Genomic DNA, 15697 nt, shown 5'->3' on the forward strand with positions numbered 1-15697 from the left:
CCGTGCCGTATCCGTCATAGGGTGACTCCCGAGGTCGATGAGTGCTTTCGTGTCATCTGCCCAAAGGTCGCCTTAAGCACGTCTCTGGTTCCGGAGAGTGCTGAAAGTTACAGGTCAGCGCCGGACGGCCGTCCAGCTCACCGGTTCCCACCGTGGGCCCGCCTCCCCCGCGTCCTTGACGCGGACGGCCCGCCCCGCCACGATCGCCGCGTCCCGAGCCACCGCGAGCGCAGGGAGCCCCGATGAACGGCCGTGCATCTTCCTTACGACGCCGCGTCCGGGCGGCCGTCCTCGCCGCGGTGCTGCTGACCGCGTGGCCCGCCGCCGCCCCGGCCGGGGCGGTCGACGACCCGCCCGCGCCGGTGACCGGCAACGCGACCTACTTCGACGCGCTCGGCTCGCCGTACGGCGGCTGCGGCATGCCGCAGCAGGAACTGGACTCGCAGGACTTCGTCGCGCTCAACGTGTACGACACGCCGGGGGACTACGCCTTCTACCCCCGGCCGCTGACCGGCGCGAACGCGTCCAAGGCCGGGCTGTGGAACAACGGACTCAACTGCGGCCGGTGGATCCAGGTGACGATCTCCGACTACTGCACGGGCGTCAACGACGGCGGGGCAGGCCAGGCGTTCTGCCGCAACGGCTCCTGGGTGGCGGACGCCTACAACGGCGCCACGCTGAACATGCTCGTCGCCGACAGTTGCGGCGACCCCAACGGCTGGTGCCGCGACGACCGCTACCACCTGGACCTGTCGAAGCCCTCGCTCAACAAGTTCGTCAAGAACGGGGCGCCCGTCGGGGACATGTACCCCGGCCACTGGAACAACCGCCGCGTCACCTGGTCGTTCATCCCCGCGCCCGGCTACAGCGGCGACATCCGCATCGGGTTCATGAAGGGCGCCCAGGCGTGGTGGCCCGCCATCGCGGTCTCCCACTTGCCCAACGGCATCCACGGGGTGGAGTACTACGCTGGCGGCGCGTGGAAGCAGGCCCAGATGAACTCCGACATGGGCCAGTCGTACATCATCGGCGGGGTCACGCAGGGCGCCACCCAGTTCCAGATCCGGGTGCGCGACGCGTCCGGCGCGCTGGTGAACGGCGGCCGGGTCTACAGCTTCGCCCTGCCCGCGTCCTGCGGGTCGCAGTGCGCCGCCGCCTACACGGAGGTGTCCTACACCACGACGACGCCCAGCGAGTCACCCTCGCCGTCGCCGTCGCCGTCGCCGTCGCCGTCGCCGTCGCCGTCGCCGTCCCCGTCTGTGTCGCCGTCGCCGTCTGTGTCGCCGTCTGTGTCTCCGTCGTCCAGCCCGTCTCCCTCGGCGAACCCCGGGAACTGCCAGGTGACCTACCGGGTGGAAAACTCCTGGCAGGGCGGGTTCACGGCGAACGTCACGGTGAAGAACACCGGCGCCGCGGCCTGGACGAACTGGACGGTCGGCTGGGACATGCCGTCCGGGGTGAGCCTCGTCAGCGGCTGGAGCGCGACCGTGACGGCCGCCGGCGACCGCTGGACGGCGAAGGCGCCCTCGTGGGCGACGACGCTCGCGCCGGGCACGTCGACGAGCTTCGGCTTCCAGGCGTCCGGGTCCTCCACGCCCGGGGCGAGCCGCATCACCTGCTCCTGACCTCCGGGGCGGTTTCGCCCCGAGTTCCCACCCCTGTCCCGGCCGCCGTACCGGTCGCCGCACCTCGCGGGAGGAGAAAGGTCCCGCGCGGCCGGGACCAGCGGCCCTGCCCCTGACGAGGCGCGGGCGGTCGGATGGGGGCAGGAGCAGAAGGAGGAGCCATGACCAGACCCGTCATCGTGGGCACCGACGGATCACGCGCCGCGGTCGCCGCGGTGGAGTGGGCGGCGGGCGACGCGGCGCGCAAGGGCCTGCCGCTACGGATCGTCCACGCCGTGGACCGCATGCCGTACGAGATCGCGCGCTACCCCATCCCCGTGGAGGACCAGCTCGACCGGGCGGGCCGCCGGATCCTGGAGGACGCCCAGCAGACCGTGCGGGAGACCCATCCGGCCGTCCGCGTCACCACCGCCATGGTCGAGGGTGAACCGTCCAGAGTGCTGCGGCAGGAGGCCGCGGAGGCGGCGCAGATCGTGGTCGGCAGCAGAGGACACGGCGGGTTCGCCGGCATGCTGCTCGGATCGGTCAGCATGCACGTCGCCGGCCAGGTCGGCGTCCCCGTCGTCGTGGTCCGGCCCGGGGTGCACGCGCCCCACGGGCTGGTCGTCGTCGGCGTCGACGGCTCCGACGAGGCGGGAACCGCGCTGACCTACGCGTTCGAGGAGGCGCGGCTGCGCGACTGCCGCCTGCTCGCGTTGTACGCCTGGCAGCTCCCGGTGCACGCCTTCGCGCCCGAGATCACCTACGACATCGACGAGGTGCGCAAGGCGCAGGAGGACTACGTGGCGGGCATGCTGCGGGCCCACCAGGACCGGTATCCCGACGTCCGGGCCGAGATGCGGGCCGTGTGCGCGCACCCGGTCTCCGCGCTGGTGGAGGCGGGCGACAAGGCCGACCTGCTCGTCGTGGGTTCCCGGGGGCGCGGAGCCGTCGGCGCCGCGGTGCTCGGCTCGGTGAGCCGGGCGGTCCTGCACCACGCCCACTGCGCCGTCGCGGTGGTGCGGCCCGCCCGCGACTGAGGCGGGCGCGCGGGAGTCTCGTCCCCGAGTTGAGAGTTCACGACGTCTCATCTGCGAGTTCTCCGGAAAAGTCTCTCGTAGGAGTTGAATGGGACACTTGAAGGAGGGACAGCAGAGAGAAAGGACCTCGGGTGACCGAGAACGACGTCATCGAATTCGCGACCGGCCTCCCGGGCGTCGTCGCCTTCACCGCGGCGGAGGACAACGGCGCCCCGCGGGCTGCATGGGGAGACACCTTCCTCTACTACGACCCCGACGACCTGCCTGCCAACCGGAAGATGCCCTTCGCCACGATCGTCGTCTCGGACTACGAGGGGTTCGACACCGCCTCCGACCTCGACCGGCCGGGCGTCTTCCGGGTCAACATCGGCGTCGGCCGCGCGGTGTTCGAGGAACTGCTCGGTTATCCGCCGGCCGCGCACGCCGCACACCACGAGACGCTGGACTACCGCGTCGCGGACCGGATCCTGCCGCACCCGCTCTACGCCGCCCAGTCGTGGATCTGCGTGCTCAACCCCGGCGACGCCACGGCCGGACCGGTGCGCGCTCTCCTGACCGGCGCGCACGCCCGGGCGGCCGCCCGGCAAGGGACCGGTGAGCGGGCGACCCGCGCGTGACGGGATGTTAGCGTGACCCCGGAGTTTCGATCTTCGAGGAGGTCCCGTGTCGGTTCTCGTCGCGTTCAGCGTCACCCCGATCGGCGCAGGTGAGGACGTCGGCGAGGTGGTGGCGGAGGCGGTGCGCGTGGTCCGCGCGTCCGGGCTGCCCAACCACACCGACGCCATGTTCACCACCGTCGAGGGCGAGACGTGGGACGAGGTGCTCGGCGTCGTCAAGGACGCCGTCGCCGCCGTCGAGGCCCGCTGCTCCCGCGTCAGCCTGGTGCTCAAGGCCGACGCCCGGGCGGGTGAGGGCAGGCTCGACGCCAAGGTCGCCACCGTGGAACGCCACCTCGCGGAACGCCCGTCCTGATCACGGCCGGGCAGGCCCCCCACCGCGCCGCCGCGACGGCGGTTCGTCGGTCAGTAGGCCCCCGCCATGGCGGCCTTCAGCGCCGTGCGCGACAGGCGGTCGGCGGCGCGTGTCGTCTCGGGGAGCCGGTGACGCGGGGTCAGGGCGAGCACCTGCCGACAGGCGGTCTCCAGGTCGACTCGATGGCCGACGGAGACGAAGACCGGCTTGACGCCGTCCCGGGTGCGCAGCACCCGGCCGGTGACCTGGCCGTCCAGGAGCAGTTCGGTCCACGCGCCGCGCTCCCGGCCGGGCTGCTCGAAGGAGCCGACGAAGGCCGTCTTGCCGACGCCGATCGTGGGCAGCCCGGTGAGCACACCGAGGTGGCAGGCGAGGCCGAACCTCCGGGGGTGCGCCACGCCGTACCCGTCGCAGACGATCAGGCCGGGCGTGACGGTGAGCCGCTCCAGCGCCTGGACGAGGCTGGGCAGCTCGCGGAAGGCGAGCAGGCCGGGCACGTAGTCGAAGGCGGGCCGTCCCGGCACCGTCACCTGCTCGACCACGTCCAGGCTCGCCGCGTCGAGCACGACGACCGCGGCGGCCAGCATGTCGTCGGCGTAGGCCACGTCCACCCCCGCGACCAGGGCGGGGTCACGGGGACCGGGGCCGGTCAGGTCGAGCCGGGACCGCAGGGCGTCCTGGATCGCCTCCGCCTCCTCGACGGTGGCCGGGGCGGTGACGGAACAGACCTCCATGCGGCGACCATAACGCCCCGGGCGACCCGGCGGGCGCAGGGACGCGTGGCGCGCGGTTCGCCGGGCATGGATCCTAGATCGGCGAACCCGTCGGGGCGGCGACGTCGCACCGACACGTTCGCGCCCTCCAGCACGCGCATGAAGGCGCGCGACCATTCGGGCAGATCGGGCCAGCAGCGCACGCGAGCACCGCGAGGGGCGGCCCGGCCCGCCGCGCGACGCGGGCGCTCAGGGCGGGGGACCGGCGGCGGCCTGGCCCGGGTTCGTCCCGTCGTCGTGGCTCGCGTCGTCGTGGTCAGGCTCGTCGTCGTGGTCAGGCTCGTGGTCGTGGCGGGCCACGGCGCGCCTGGCCAGCAGCAGCGGGACCGCGGTGGCGAGCGCGGCGGCGGTGGCCAGCGCCGCGGGCGCCGCGCGGCCCGGTCCGGCGAGCCACTCCGCGAGCCGCTCCAGCGGCTCCGCCCCGCCCTCGGCGACGTTGGCGAGCAGGAGCAGCACGGCGCCCGTCCGGCCGAGCAGCCGGTTGGGCGTGACGGCCTGCCGGTGGCTGAGCAGGGCGACGGCGGCGATCATTCTCCCGGCCGTCGGGACGCCGGAACCGAGGACGTACCAGATCCATCCCGCTCCGGGTCCGGGCAGGGCGAGCAGCAGGGTGAAGGGGCCGCTCACGAGCAGGGCGCACCAAGCGAGGCGGAACGCGCCGAGCCTGCGATGCAGCAGCACGGCCACCAGCGCTCCGAGGATGTACGGAGCGTAGAAGGAAAGCCACCGGACGAGTTCGATGTCCGCCCCGCTCAGGTCGCGGAAGGCTGTCCCACGGGGCCCGTCGTCGAGTTCGGAGAGCAGGGACGACAGCAGCAGAAAGAGGGCGATGGCCCGTAGCGCCGGATGCCGGGCCGTGAACCGGATGCCCTCCGCCGTCTCCCGCCACAGCCCCGCCCTCGGCGGCGGTCGTCTCTCGACGGCGGGCACGCCGCGGACCAGCGCCGCCGCCGCGACCAGTGCCACGCCGACGGCCAGCGCGAAGCCGGGACCCGGCCAGTCGAGCACCGTCAGCGCGATCGGCGGGACGGCGATCCGCGGCAGCAGGGTCAGCAGGGCGTTCGCGGGAAGGAGGCGCCCGCGGCGCACGACGGACGGCAGATACGCGTCCTGGCCGATCGTCGCCACCGACGCCAGGACAGCGGTCGCCGTGGTCGCCGCGAGGAGAAGCGGCCAGTCGGGCCATCCGAACCCCCCGAACGCCCCCGCTGCCGCGACGCACGTGACCGACACCGCGCCCAGCAGGGCCGTCAGCACCAAGACCGACCGGCGCCGCGCCCGGTCGATCAGCACTCCCAGAGGCAGCGCCAGCAGGACGATCCCGGCCTGCTCCAGGGTCTCGCCGAAGACGACGACCACCGGGAGCGAGGTCGTCCACGACGAGGCGGTCACCAGAGCCGTGTCGGAGAGTGCGAAGGCGGCGGACAGCACGGTGGCGGCGAGCACGAAGAGCGGGAGCCGCCGCCGTGCCGGGCGGGGGGAGGCCATCCGGTGATCTTCGGGCCACCCGCCTGCTGGCGCAAACCGCCTGCCGGCGCAAACCGCCTTGGTTCGCCCGATGCCGCCTCAGTAGCCGCGCGCGAGGTCGATCAGGCCCAGCAGCGGCTCTCCCCGCAGGTAGCGGGAGACGTTCTCACGGACCCGCTCGGCGAGGCTCTCGTCGAGGCGGGCCTGCGGGTTGGCGCTGTGCGAGGTGATCAGCACGTTCGGCTCCGACCACAGGCCGTGCCCGTCCGGCAGCGGCTCGGGGTCGGTGACGTCGAGTGCCGCGCCGCCGATCTCGCCGGCGCGCAGCGCGGCGAGCAGGGCGCCGGTGTCGACGAGCTCGCCCCTGGCCACGTTGACCAGCCACCCCTGCGGCCCCAGAGCGCGCAGCTCGTCCCGGCCGACCATCCGGTGCGTCAGCGGGGTGGCGGGCGCGGCCAGGATGACGTGATCGGCCCGCCGCCACACCCCGGCCAGGCCCTCGAACGGCACGGTCTCGGCCGCGCCCTCCACCGGCTCGCCCGAGCGGTTGACCGCGAGGACGCCCGCGCCGAGCGCGCGCAGCCCGGGGACGACCGCCCTGCCGATCCCGCCCGCGCCGACGACGGCCACCGTGCTCCCGCGCAGCGTGCCGGGCTGGTAGCGCCGCCACGTAGGGCTCCTGGCGGCGGCGGGCAGCCGGTGCACCCCGGCCAGCAGCAGGGCGAGGGCGTGCTCGGCGACCTGCGGGGCGTAGGCTCCCGCCGCCGAGCACCACAGGCGGGTGGAGTCGACGAGCCCCGCACGCGTCCAGTTTTCGACGCCCGCCGAGGGCAGCTGGACCCAGCGGACGCCCGGCGTCAGGTACTCCCGCATGCCCTCGGGGCGCGGGTCGGTCCAGACCAGCGCCCGCGCCCGGTCCGGGTGCGCGACGACCTCGCCTCCGGCGGCGCGGACCGACTCGACGATCAGCGGCGGGTCCGCCGGGGCCACGCAGACGGTGAGCACGCGCCTGTTCCTCCCTGGTCGCGCCGGGCACCTGCGCGGCCGCGGCTTCCCCCCAACAGTAGGCCCGCCGTCAGGCGGCCTTGTCCGGGTGCAGGACCACCTTGGTCCACCCCTCGTCCCGCGCGTCGAAGTGCTCGTACGCCTCGGGCGCCTCGTCGAGGTCGAGCTCGTGCGAGACGATCCAGGACGGCCGCGCCCCGGACTCGTGGATCAGGGAGCACAGCTGGCGGTTGTAGTTCTTGACGTTGCACTGGCCCGTGCTCATCGTCTGGCCCTTGGACCAGAAGGTGCCGTAGTCGATGGCCACCTCTCCCCGCTGGTAGAGGAGGTCCCTGCTGCCGGGGTCGCGGGGGACGAACAGGCCGACGACGGCGATGACCCCGGTGAACTTCACCGATCTGACCAGGTCGTTGAGCGTCATGTTGGGATGCTCGCCGCCCTCGGCGTCGTGCGCCTGGAAGCCCACGCACTCGCAGCCCCGGTCGGCGCCCATCCCCTGGGTGAGCTCCAGGACCTGCTCGACCGGGGAGGCCCGGGAGTCGTCGATCGGGATCGCGCCGATCTCCTCCGCCTTGCGCAGCCGGTCCGGATGGTGGTCGATGACCATCACGCCGCTCGCGTTCCTGAGCAGCGCCGAATAGGCGGCCATCAGGCCGACCGGGCCCGCGCCGTAGACCACGACGGTGTCGCCCGGCTGGACGCAGGCGAGCACGGTCGCGTGCCAGCCGGTGGGCCACACGTCGGCCAGCATGACGTAGTCGTTCTGCCTCTCGTGCGCGTCCTCCGGCAGGACGAGGCAGTTGAAGTCGCCGTACGGCACGCGCAGCAGTTCGGCCTGGCCCCCGTTGTACGGGCCCATGTCGGCGTAGCCGTACGCGGCGCCGGCCACGCCGGGCGCGGGGTTGGTGGTCAGGCAGAAGGCGGTCAGCCCCTTCTCGCAGTTGGCGCAGAACCCGCACGAGATGTTGAACGGCAGGCACACCATGTCGCCGACCTTGACCCTGTCGACGGCGTCCCCGATCTCGACGACCTCGCCGAGGTTCTCGTGGCCGAGGACCCGGCCGGGCTCGAAGTCGGTCCTGCCCTCGTACATGTGCAGGTCGGAGCCGCAGATGTTGGACGTGGTGACGCGGACGAGCACGTCGGTGTGCCGCTCGATCCGGGCGTCCGGGACGGCGGTGACACTGACCTTCCTGGGGCCCTCGTAGACCACGGCTTTCATGGCTGCCCCTCAAACGCGATCGTTATGGCAGAGGCGTGGTGACAGGCGCGGCTCGCCGCTTCCGCGACGCGGCCAGGCCGATGCGCGCTGTATCGATGTGAAAGGCCGTACCCCGCCGTACGGGGTGGAAACCGGCCCCCACGGCGTCCCCGCCGACGGGAGGGAAGGGCCCCGTGCGGCCCCCCGCGCCTCAGCCGCCGGGCCCCCGAAGGGGGAGGAGGGCGGCGAGCGCGAAGCCCCCCTCGGGGGTCGGGCCGGAGCAGAACCGGCCCTGGGCGAGGTGGACGCGCTCCCGGATCCCGGCCAGGCCGTATCCCCCGCCGAGGGAGGGCGCGGCCCTGACCCTCCTGCCGCCCGGCCCCGCCGCCTCCGGCGTGTCGATCACGGAGACCGCCACCTGGTCGCCGCTGACCTCGCAGCTGACCAGCACGTGGGAGTCGGGGGCGTACTTGCGCACGTTGTTCAGTCCCTCCTGCACCAGGCGGTAGCAGGCGTGCGAGACCTGTCGCGGCAGCGTGCCGGGGGGAGCGTCGAGGCGCAGGGCGACCCGGAGCCCGCTCTCCCGCGCCTCGCCGACCAGCCGGGTGATCGCCTCGGTGCCGTCGGGGAGGTCTCCGCTGTCGCGGCGGAGCACGGTGAGCAACTGCCGCAGCTCGTTGAGCGCCTGCACGCCCTTGTCCTCGATGGCCGTGGCCAGCTCGCCGATCTCGCGAGGCCCGGCGGCCTCGCGGGCCATGCCGGCGTTGAGCACCATGGCGGTGACCGCGTGGGTGACGGTGTCGTGCATCTCCCTGGCGATCTTGCGGCGTTCCTCCGAGGCGGCGATCTCCTCGCGTTCGCGTATCCCGAGACGCAGTTCTTTGATGAGCCTCCGGTAGGCGTACGCCCAGGTGCCGACCACGGCGGGCAGGTAGACGAGGGTCAGCGCGCGTACGGCGTTGAGGTAGATCGAGCGGTCGGTGTGCGGGTTGCGGAGGTCCACGGCGAGATAGACCGCGGACAGGACCAGGGCGACGTACTGCCACCGGCGCACCCGGTGCTCGGCCGTCATCGAGTAGACGGCGATGATCATCGGCACGGCCTGCCCGGTGACGCAGGCGCACGCGGCGGAGGAGACGACCGCGGGCCAGGGGGTGCGGCGCCGCACCAGCATGGCCGCCGCGGTGACGACCCCCACGGCTATCTGGATAGCGTCGGGGACGTGGTCCCAGATGGAAAAGCTGTCACCGGTGACAGTGGTGGGAATGGTGAAGGCGAGAACCGCCGCGGCCAGTGCCGCGTCGACTAACCGGTCATGATATCGAGCACCCCATTTGTGCCGCACTATGCTAGTTTGCGGCTTTTACCGGATGGTTGTCACACCGGGCGGCACGGTGGAGCCCCGGCCGGGGAAGAAACCGGTCTTGACGCCATCAAATGAACGAGAATTTAATTCATTCATGGGGCGGATCGCGGGTGTCACCGCCGCCGAGACGCGGGAGCGGCTGCTGCGCGCCGCCGCCGACGTGTTCGCCCGGCGCGGCTACGAGGGCACCCGCGTGGCCGACATCGCCGCCGCCGCGGGCGTGAGCAACGGCGCGCTCTACGCGCACTTCGGCTCGAAGGCGGGGCTGCTGATCGCCGCGCTGCGCACCCACGGGCCCCGCCTGCTGGACGACATGCTGGCCGCCGACCCGGACCGGCCCGTCGCGGACCTGCTGATCGCCGTCGGGCGCAGGCTGCAGCCCCGCCGGGACGCCGGCGGACATCTCATCGTCGAGGCGATGGTCGCGGCCCGCCGCGACGAGGACGTCGCCCGGCCGATGCGCGGCTACGTCGGCGACCGGGCCGACCGGCTCGCGGGACTCGTGCGCGCCGCCCAGGGCGGCGGAGAGCTGGACCCCGCGCTGTCGCCCGCCGCGATCGCCCATTTCTGTCTCCTGCTCGCGCTGGGCAGCGCGCTCGTCCCGCCGGACGAGCACGCGGTCGACGAGGAGGAGTGGGCCGCGCTGCTCACCCGTCTGGTGGCCGCGCTCGCCCCGACCAGCCCTGACTCCACGAAGGGGAGCACGCGGTGAAAGTGACCATCGATCCGCAGCGATGCCAGGGACACGGCCGCTGCTACGACCTCGCCCCGGAGTTGTTCGGCGAGGACGACGAGGGCTACGGGCGGGTACTCGGCGACGGCCTCGTGCCGCCGGACGGCGAGCGGGCGGCGCGCGTCGCCGCGGCCAACTGCCCGGAGAAGGCCGTCGTCCTCACCGAGGAGGCCTGAGGTGACCGTCGACGACCGCTTCACCCGCGACCTGCGGCAGGACCCGCCCACCGGCACGCGCAACGAGGTCGTCGTCGGCCCGGTGTCCGACTGGGCGACCGACTTCTCCCACGTGGAGCCCGAGTGGGCCGCCGACCCCTACCCGATCCTGGACGACCTGCGGGATCGCTGCCCGATCGCGCACACCGGCAGGTTCGGCGGCGGGTGGCTGCCGACCCGGTACGAGGACGTCGCGGCGATCGCGTACGACACCGAGCGCTTCTCCTCCAGGTCGATCATCATGAGCAACTACCGGCCTCCGCTGGAGATCGCGCCGGTGGGGGGCGTGCCGCCGATCTCCTCCGACCCGCCGTTCCACCACGACGCGCGCAAGCTGCTGCTCCCGGCGTTCACCAAGAAGGCGGTGGCGACGCGGGAGGCGGCGACGCGCGCGTTCTGCCACTCGCTGATCGACTCCTTCGAGGGGGCCGAGGTCGTCGACGCCGCCCGCGACTACGCGCAGCACATCCCCATGCGGGTCATCGCCGACATGCTGGGATTCCCGCCCGAGGACGGCCCGCGGTTCCGCGAGTTCGTGGAGAGCGCGCTGGAGGGCGTCAACCTGCCGCCGGAGGAGCGGATGGCGGGGATGGACGAGCTGTTCGACTACCTCTACACCCAGATCCGCGACCACGTCGCCACCCCGCGTGACGACCTCACGACCTATCTGATCGAGGCGGAGCTGTACGGCCGCAAGCTCGAACCCGCGCACGTCGCCGGCACGATCGCCCTGCTCCTCATCGCGGGAATCGACACGACGTGGAGCGCGATCGGCGCGTCCCTGTGGCACCTGGCGAAGACCCCGGCCGACCGGGAGCGCCTGGTCGCCGAGCCCGGCCTGCTGCCGACCGCGATGGAGGAGTTCCTCCGGGCGTACGCCCCGGTCACCATGGCGCGGCTGGTGAAGGAGGACATGCACTGGCGCGGCGTCGACATGAAGGCCGACGACTGGATCCTGCTGTCGTTCCCCTCGGCCAACCGCGACCCCGCGCAGTTCGACCGGCCCGAGGAAGTGATCATCGATCGGGAGATCAACCGGCACGCGGCGTTCGGGCTCGGCATCCACCGCTGCGTGGGTTCCCACCTGGCCCGCATGGAGCTCCGGGTCGCCCTGGAGGTCTGGCTGGAGCGGGTTCCCGTGTTCGGCCTCGACGACCCTTCGGCCGTGACCTGGGCGCCCGGCCAGGTGCGGGGCCCCCGTACGCTCCCGATACGCATCGGCTGACCGGAGAGCCGCCGAGCACGCCGGGTGGCGGGTCCCGGCGGTGGACGCGAACGCCTGTAGTCTCGGCGCGTGCGGCACGACTCACCGGACGCGGGCGCGGGGCTGCGCCGGCATCTGCCGGGCGGCGGGACCCTGCCCGGCCACCGCCTGCGGTTCGGCGCCGGCGCGGAGGGCATCGAGCGGCTGGAGGCGTCGCTCGTCGGCGAGGGGTTCGCCACCCACCGCCACGACACGTACGCGATCGGGGTGACCCTGCGGGGCGTGCAGACGTTCCGCTACCGGGGCGAGCAGCGGCACTGCCTGCCGGGGGAGTGGCACGTCCTGCACCCCGACGAACCGCACGACGGCGTCGCGGGCACCGACGAGGGGTTCGGCTACCGGATCATCTACCTCGACCCCCGGCTCGTACGGGAGGCCCTGGACGGAGGGCCGCTGCCGTTCGTCGCCGATCCCGTGATCGGGCGGCGCGAGGCCGACCCCGCGCTCGCGGCGTGGTTGCGGGACATCGACGAGCCGCTGGACGACGTCGAACGGCTGACGCTGACACTGCGGGTCGTCGGCATGCTCGTGCGCCACTCCTCCGTACGGCGGGGCGGGCAGGCCCGGCTCGCACTGGAGGCGCTGACCAGGGTGCGCGACCTGATCGCCGACGACCCGGCGGTCAGGCACCCGCTCGACGAGTTCGAGCGGGTCTCCGGGCTGGACCGGTGGACGGTCGCGCGCCAGTTCCGCGTCGCCTTCGGCACCAGCCCCACCCGCTTCCGCACGATGCGGCAACTCGACGTGGCCCGCCGGCTGCTGCGCGACGGCGTGTCCCTGTCCGAGGCCGCCCAGCTCGCCGGCTTCGCCGACCAGGCGCACATGTCGCGCATGTTCAAGCGGGCCTACGGCCTCACTCCGGCCCGGTGGACGGCCGCGCTCAGATGACCTGCGGGCCGGGCCGGTCCAGCTCGGCGAGGTCCTCGGCGGTGAGGCGCAGAGCGGCCGCGGCGACGTTCTCCGCGAGGTGGCCGGGCGATCCGGTGCCGGGGATGGGCAGCGTCACCGGGGACGTCGCCAGCAGCCAGGCGAGGGCGACCTGCGCGGTGGTCGCCCCGTGGCGGGCGGCGACGTTCGCGAGCCGGGCGTGGTCGATCCCTTGCCCGCCTCCGCCGAGCGGGAAGTAGGGGACGTAGGCGATGCCCTCCCGCTCGCACGTCGCGAGGACATCGGAGTCGCTCCTGTGGTGGATGTGGTGGTGGTTCTGCACCGCGGCGACCGGGGCGACGGATCGCGCCTCGGCGAGCTGGGCGCCGTCGACGTTGCTGACGCCGAGATGGCGGATCAGCCCTTCCGCGCGCAGCCGCGCGAGGGCGGCGAAGCGTTCGCCGATCGATTCGCCGCCGGCCGGGCCCATGCCGCCCACCCGCAGGTAGACCAGGTCGAGGTGGTCCCGGCCGAGCCGGCGCAGGTCGTCCTCCACCAGGGCGCGCAGCCCGTCGGGGCCGGCCTGGCCGGCGGGCGTCAGGCCGCCCGAGAAGAGCGGGCCCACCTTGGTGGCGATCACCAGGTCGTCCGGGTAGGGCGACAGCGCCGTCCTGATCAGTCCGTGGGCGTGGAGGTCGCCGAACCCGTAGAAGCCCGCGGTGTCGATGTGGTTCACCCCGAGCTCCACGGCGCGGCGCAGCACCGCGACGCCCGCCTCGGAGGTGCGCGCGGAGCCGCCGAGCGCGAGCCTCATCGCGCCGAAGCCGAGACGGTTGACCCGCAGGTCGCCGCCCAGGAGGAAGTCGCCGCCTGCGGCGGCCTCGGTCGTGCCCATGTCTCGCTCCTTGTCGTGATATGTCGTCATGAGGTCAGCTCCGGTAGCACTCGGCCAGCGCGGTGAAGGCGGCCTTGGGTTCCCAGGGCATGTCCGGGTAGGCGCCGCCGCGCCCACCGTCGAGGATCTTCACGATCCCCGGGCTCGCCAGGTCGAGGTCCGCGGCGGGGTCGCCGCCGGGGCGGTGCGGGAAGCCGGAGAGCGCGAAGAGGAAGACGAAGGCGCTGTCGACACCGGCGGCGTCGAAGATCTCCAGCAGCTCACGAAGGTAGGCGGCCTGCCCGGCCTCGTCACGTGCGTAGACGCCGTCCAGCCGGGCCGGTGTGCCGTCCTCGCCGTACTCGACGATCTCCATGAACCGGCCGCCCCGGTCGTCGGCGCCGCGGTAGGCGGCGGTGCCGAACTCGGTGATCGCGACCGGTTTGCCCTGCGCGACGAGGGCGCGCACGCCCTCCTCGAACCGGCCGGCGACCTCGGCCGACCGGTACAGGTCGATCCCCACGATGTCGAAGGGCGTCCAGTCGACGCGCTCCAGGGGGATGGCGGCGTAGGTGACCCGGCCGCCGAAGCGTTCGCGCACCAGCGACACGGCGCGGACGAGGAAGTCGCCGACTCGTGCGGACAGCTCGCCGACCAGCTCACGCAGGCGGGCCGAGTCCCGCTCGCCCAGCAGCGGCCCGAGCCGCTCGCCGTGGGTGCCGCCGGGCAGGAACCCCTTGTTCATGATGCTCAGTTCGGCGCCGGTGACGAACACGACGTCGGCTCCGCGCAGCCGGACCCGCTCGGCTCTTTCCGCGCAGTCGGCGAACAGCGACAGCATCTCCGCGGAGGTCAGTTCGAGCGGGTAGGGCGAGAACCAGACCTCCAGCCCGAGATCGGCGGCGTACGTCGCGGCCGTCTCCAGCCGTTCGGGGTCGCCGCCGATGATCCGGACGGCGGTGCAGTGCAGGTCGTCGCGGATCACGGTCAGCTCGCGCCGGACCACGTCGGGCTCGAACCGCTCGCGGGAGACCTTCCCGCCGCTGACGAAGCCGGTGTCGTAGCTGATGCCCTTGGCTCGCATGTCTCGCCCTTCCCGTCGCGAGTCGGAGGACCCAAGGCTGATACAAAAAGTGCGCGTACGCAAATTTGCGCACGCGCAATGATTCTGCGACAGTGGGACGGTGACGGCGAGACGGACGGGACTGCGCGAGCAGAAGAAGCAGGCCACCCGGCAGGCCCTGCGCGAGGCGGCGTTGCGGCTGGCACTCGAACGCGGGCCGGACAACGTGCGGGTCGACGACATCGCCGAGGCCGCCGGAGTCTCGCCGAGGACCTACAACAACTACTTCTCCAGCCGGGAGGAGGCGATCGTCGCCGCCGTCACCGCGGAACGCGAGTCGCGGGTGGCCGCGGCGATCGCCGCCCGCCCGGACGGCGTCCGCCTGGCCGACGCCGTCGCCGACGCGGTCGTGGAGCAGTACACCGACCCAGGCACACGGCAAGGCGACGCGCTGGTGCTGATCACCACCAGACCGGCGTTGCGCGAGGCGTTCGTGGACGCCGCCGCGCGGGTCGAAGAGCCGCTCACCGACGCGATCGCCGCGCGGATCTGCGACCGCGACCGGGACGCCGCCCGGGTGCTCGCGGCGAGCGTCGCCGCCGCGATCAGGATCGCGCTCGACCGGTGGACGAGCGGGACGGCCGGCGCGCCCGCCGTCCCCGGTGGGCTCGTCGTGCCGTCGGGTCCGCTGCCCGATCTGCTCCGCGCCGCGCTCGCCCCGCTCGCGCCCGCCCTGAACGCGGCGGAGGAACGTGCCGCGGCGCGGGACTAGTACTACGGCCTGATTTCGTGATGCTTAAGCAATCGTCTCCGGTAGTGGCTTGCCCGGGCGCGGGTTTGGTGGATGCGGCGTTGGTGTGACCAGGCCAGGGGTGCGTGAGTGGGTGCGTGATAGCGGTCAGGCGTGCCAGGACCAGAACTTGGGCAGGTAGGGTTCGGCGTCGATCAGCGCCCAGCCGGCGGAACCGGAGTACTGGCGTTGCACTCCGGCCAACTTGTCGCCATTCTTGAGGAAGCCGGTCTCGTCCACGATCAGCACGCCATCGCGGTGACCGAGGTGGTCCATCACGTAGTCGCGCAGGTCAGCGCGCACCTGGCGGGGATCCCAGCGTGCACTGTTAAACGGACGCTGCATCCGATCCGGCGACAAGTCCCCGGCCGCCCCGGCCAGCGTAACGGCTCCCGCCTACCGTGGCCCCGGCCACCGCCGGACTGCCCGCCGTAGCCAGCGCTGACCGGCCGCGCCGCGCCCG

General features: G+C 73.0%; 16 protein-coding genes and 1 pseudogene. 9 read left to right on the forward strand and 8 right to left on the reverse strand.

The features are described 5' to 3' along the window. Window positions 1–242 precede the first annotated feature (242 nt). The 4 genes from HHX31_RS07705 to HHX31_RS07720 all read left to right on the forward strand — a co-directional run bounded on the left by HHX31_RS07705 (window position 243) and on the right by HHX31_RS07720 (window position 3616). The gene (locus HHX31_RS07705; protein ID WP_169946477.1) at window positions 243–1625 is read left to right on the forward strand and encodes a cellulose binding domain-containing protein; all 1383 of its coding nucleotides are present in this window, start codon (window positions 243–245) and stop codon (window positions 1623–1625) included. Between the two features lie 161 nt (window positions 1626–1786). Next, window positions 1787–2644, forward strand: a complete 858-nt coding sequence (locus HHX31_RS07710; protein WP_169946479.1) for a universal stress protein — start codon at window positions 1787–1789, stop codon at window positions 2642–2644. A gap of 131 nt (window positions 2645–2775) precedes the next feature. Beyond that, a complete protein-coding gene (locus HHX31_RS07715; protein ID WP_169946481.1) occupies window positions 2776–3261 on the forward strand; it encodes a DUF6194 family protein in 486 nt (161 codons plus the stop codon). A 46-nt stretch (window positions 3262–3307) separates the two neighbouring features. Then, window positions 3308–3616 carry an MTH1187 family thiamine-binding protein gene (locus HHX31_RS07720; RefSeq protein ID WP_169946483.1) on the forward strand — a complete coding sequence of 103 codons (309 nt, stop codon included), beginning with the start codon at window positions 3308–3310 and terminating at the stop codon, window positions 3614–3616. 50 nt (window positions 3617–3666) lie between these two features. On the opposite strand, the gene HHX31_RS07725 is transcribed toward HHX31_RS07720, so the two are convergent. The 5 genes from HHX31_RS07725 to HHX31_RS34170 form a co-directional block, all read right to left on the reverse strand. Beyond that, window positions 3667–4350 (reverse strand): endonuclease V, encoded by a 684-nt coding sequence (locus tag HHX31_RS07725; RefSeq protein ID WP_169946485.1) that lies wholly within the window; start codon window positions 4348–4350, stop codon window positions 3667–3669. Between the two features lie 228 nt (window positions 4351–4578). Then, window positions 4579–5877 carry an MFS transporter gene (locus HHX31_RS07730; protein ID WP_169946487.1) on the reverse strand — a complete coding sequence of 433 codons (1299 nt, stop codon included), beginning with the start codon at window positions 5875–5877 and terminating at the stop codon, window positions 4579–4581. A 78-nt stretch (window positions 5878–5955) separates the two neighbouring features. After that, complete coding sequence (locus tag HHX31_RS07735; RefSeq protein ID WP_169946489.1) at window positions 5956–6861, reverse strand: D-isomer specific 2-hydroxyacid dehydrogenase family protein; 906 nt, start codon at window positions 6859–6861, stop codon at window positions 5956–5958. A 70-nt stretch (window positions 6862–6931) separates the two neighbouring features. Further along, window positions 6932–8083, reverse strand: a complete 1152-nt coding sequence (locus HHX31_RS07740; RefSeq protein ID WP_169946491.1) for a glutathione-independent formaldehyde dehydrogenase — start codon at window positions 8081–8083, stop codon at window positions 6932–6934. A 190-nt stretch (window positions 8084–8273) separates the two neighbouring features. Then, window positions 8274–9260 (reverse strand): histidine kinase, encoded by a 987-nt coding sequence (locus HHX31_RS34170; RefSeq protein WP_169946493.1) that lies wholly within the window; start codon window positions 9258–9260, stop codon window positions 8274–8276. Between the two features lie 262 nt (window positions 9261–9522). On the opposite strand from HHX31_RS34170, the gene HHX31_RS07750 reads away from it, so the two are divergent. The 4 genes from HHX31_RS07750 to HHX31_RS07765 all read left to right on the forward strand — a co-directional run bounded on the left by HHX31_RS07750 (window position 9523) and on the right by HHX31_RS07765 (window position 12528). After that, entirely contained in the window at window positions 9523–10140 is a 618-nt protein-coding gene (locus tag HHX31_RS07750) for a TetR/AcrR family transcriptional regulator (protein ID WP_169946495.1), read from the forward strand. Then, on the forward strand, window positions 10137–10337 hold the full coding sequence (locus HHX31_RS07755; RefSeq protein WP_169946497.1) for a ferredoxin: 201 nt from the start codon (window positions 10137–10139) through the stop codon (window positions 10335–10337). Before HHX31_RS07750 ends, HHX31_RS07755 begins: the two co-directional genes overlap by 4 nt. A 1-nt stretch (window position 10338) precedes the next feature. Further along, window positions 10339–11601, forward strand: a complete 1263-nt coding sequence (locus tag HHX31_RS07760) for a cytochrome P450 (RefSeq protein WP_169946499.1) — start codon at window positions 10339–10341, stop codon at window positions 11599–11601. A 69-nt stretch (window positions 11602–11670) separates the two neighbouring features. Next, window positions 11671–12528, forward strand: coding sequence for an AraC family transcriptional regulator (locus tag HHX31_RS07765; RefSeq protein ID WP_311931649.1), 858 nt, complete (start codon window positions 11671–11673; stop codon window positions 12526–12528). On the opposite strand, the gene HHX31_RS07770 is transcribed toward HHX31_RS07765, so the two are convergent. Together HHX31_RS07770 and HHX31_RS07775 are read right to left on the reverse strand one after the other, a co-directional pair. Beyond that, window positions 12521–13402, reverse strand: coding sequence for an aldo/keto reductase (locus HHX31_RS07770; RefSeq protein WP_169946501.1), 882 nt, complete (start codon window positions 13400–13402; stop codon window positions 12521–12523). The genes HHX31_RS07765 and HHX31_RS07770 overlap by 8 nt on opposite strands. Before the next feature lie 34 nt (window positions 13403–13436). Beyond that, on the reverse strand, window positions 13437–14465 hold the full coding sequence (locus HHX31_RS07775) for a hypothetical protein (protein WP_169946503.1): 1029 nt from the start codon (window positions 14463–14465) through the stop codon (window positions 13437–13439). Window positions 14466–14565: 100 nt separating this feature from the next. Here HHX31_RS07775 and HHX31_RS07780 point away from each other — a divergent pair, with 100 nt between their 5' ends. Beyond that, complete coding sequence (locus tag HHX31_RS07780) at window positions 14566–15216, forward strand: TetR/AcrR family transcriptional regulator (RefSeq protein WP_169946504.1); 651 nt, start codon at window positions 14566–14568, stop codon at window positions 15214–15216. Between the two features lie 138 nt (window positions 15217–15354). On the opposite strand, the pseudogene HHX31_RS07785 reads toward HHX31_RS07780, so the two are convergent. Then, window positions 15355–15618: pseudogene (locus HHX31_RS07785) on the reverse strand (transposase); the annotation flags it as partial. Between the last annotated feature and the right edge of the window lie 79 nt (window positions 15619–15697).

The sequence above is a fragment of the Microbispora sp. H11081 genome (assembly GCF_012999535.1).
In the GTDB taxonomy this organism is placed as follows: Bacteria; Actinomycetota; Actinomycetes; order Streptosporangiales; family Streptosporangiaceae; genus Microbispora.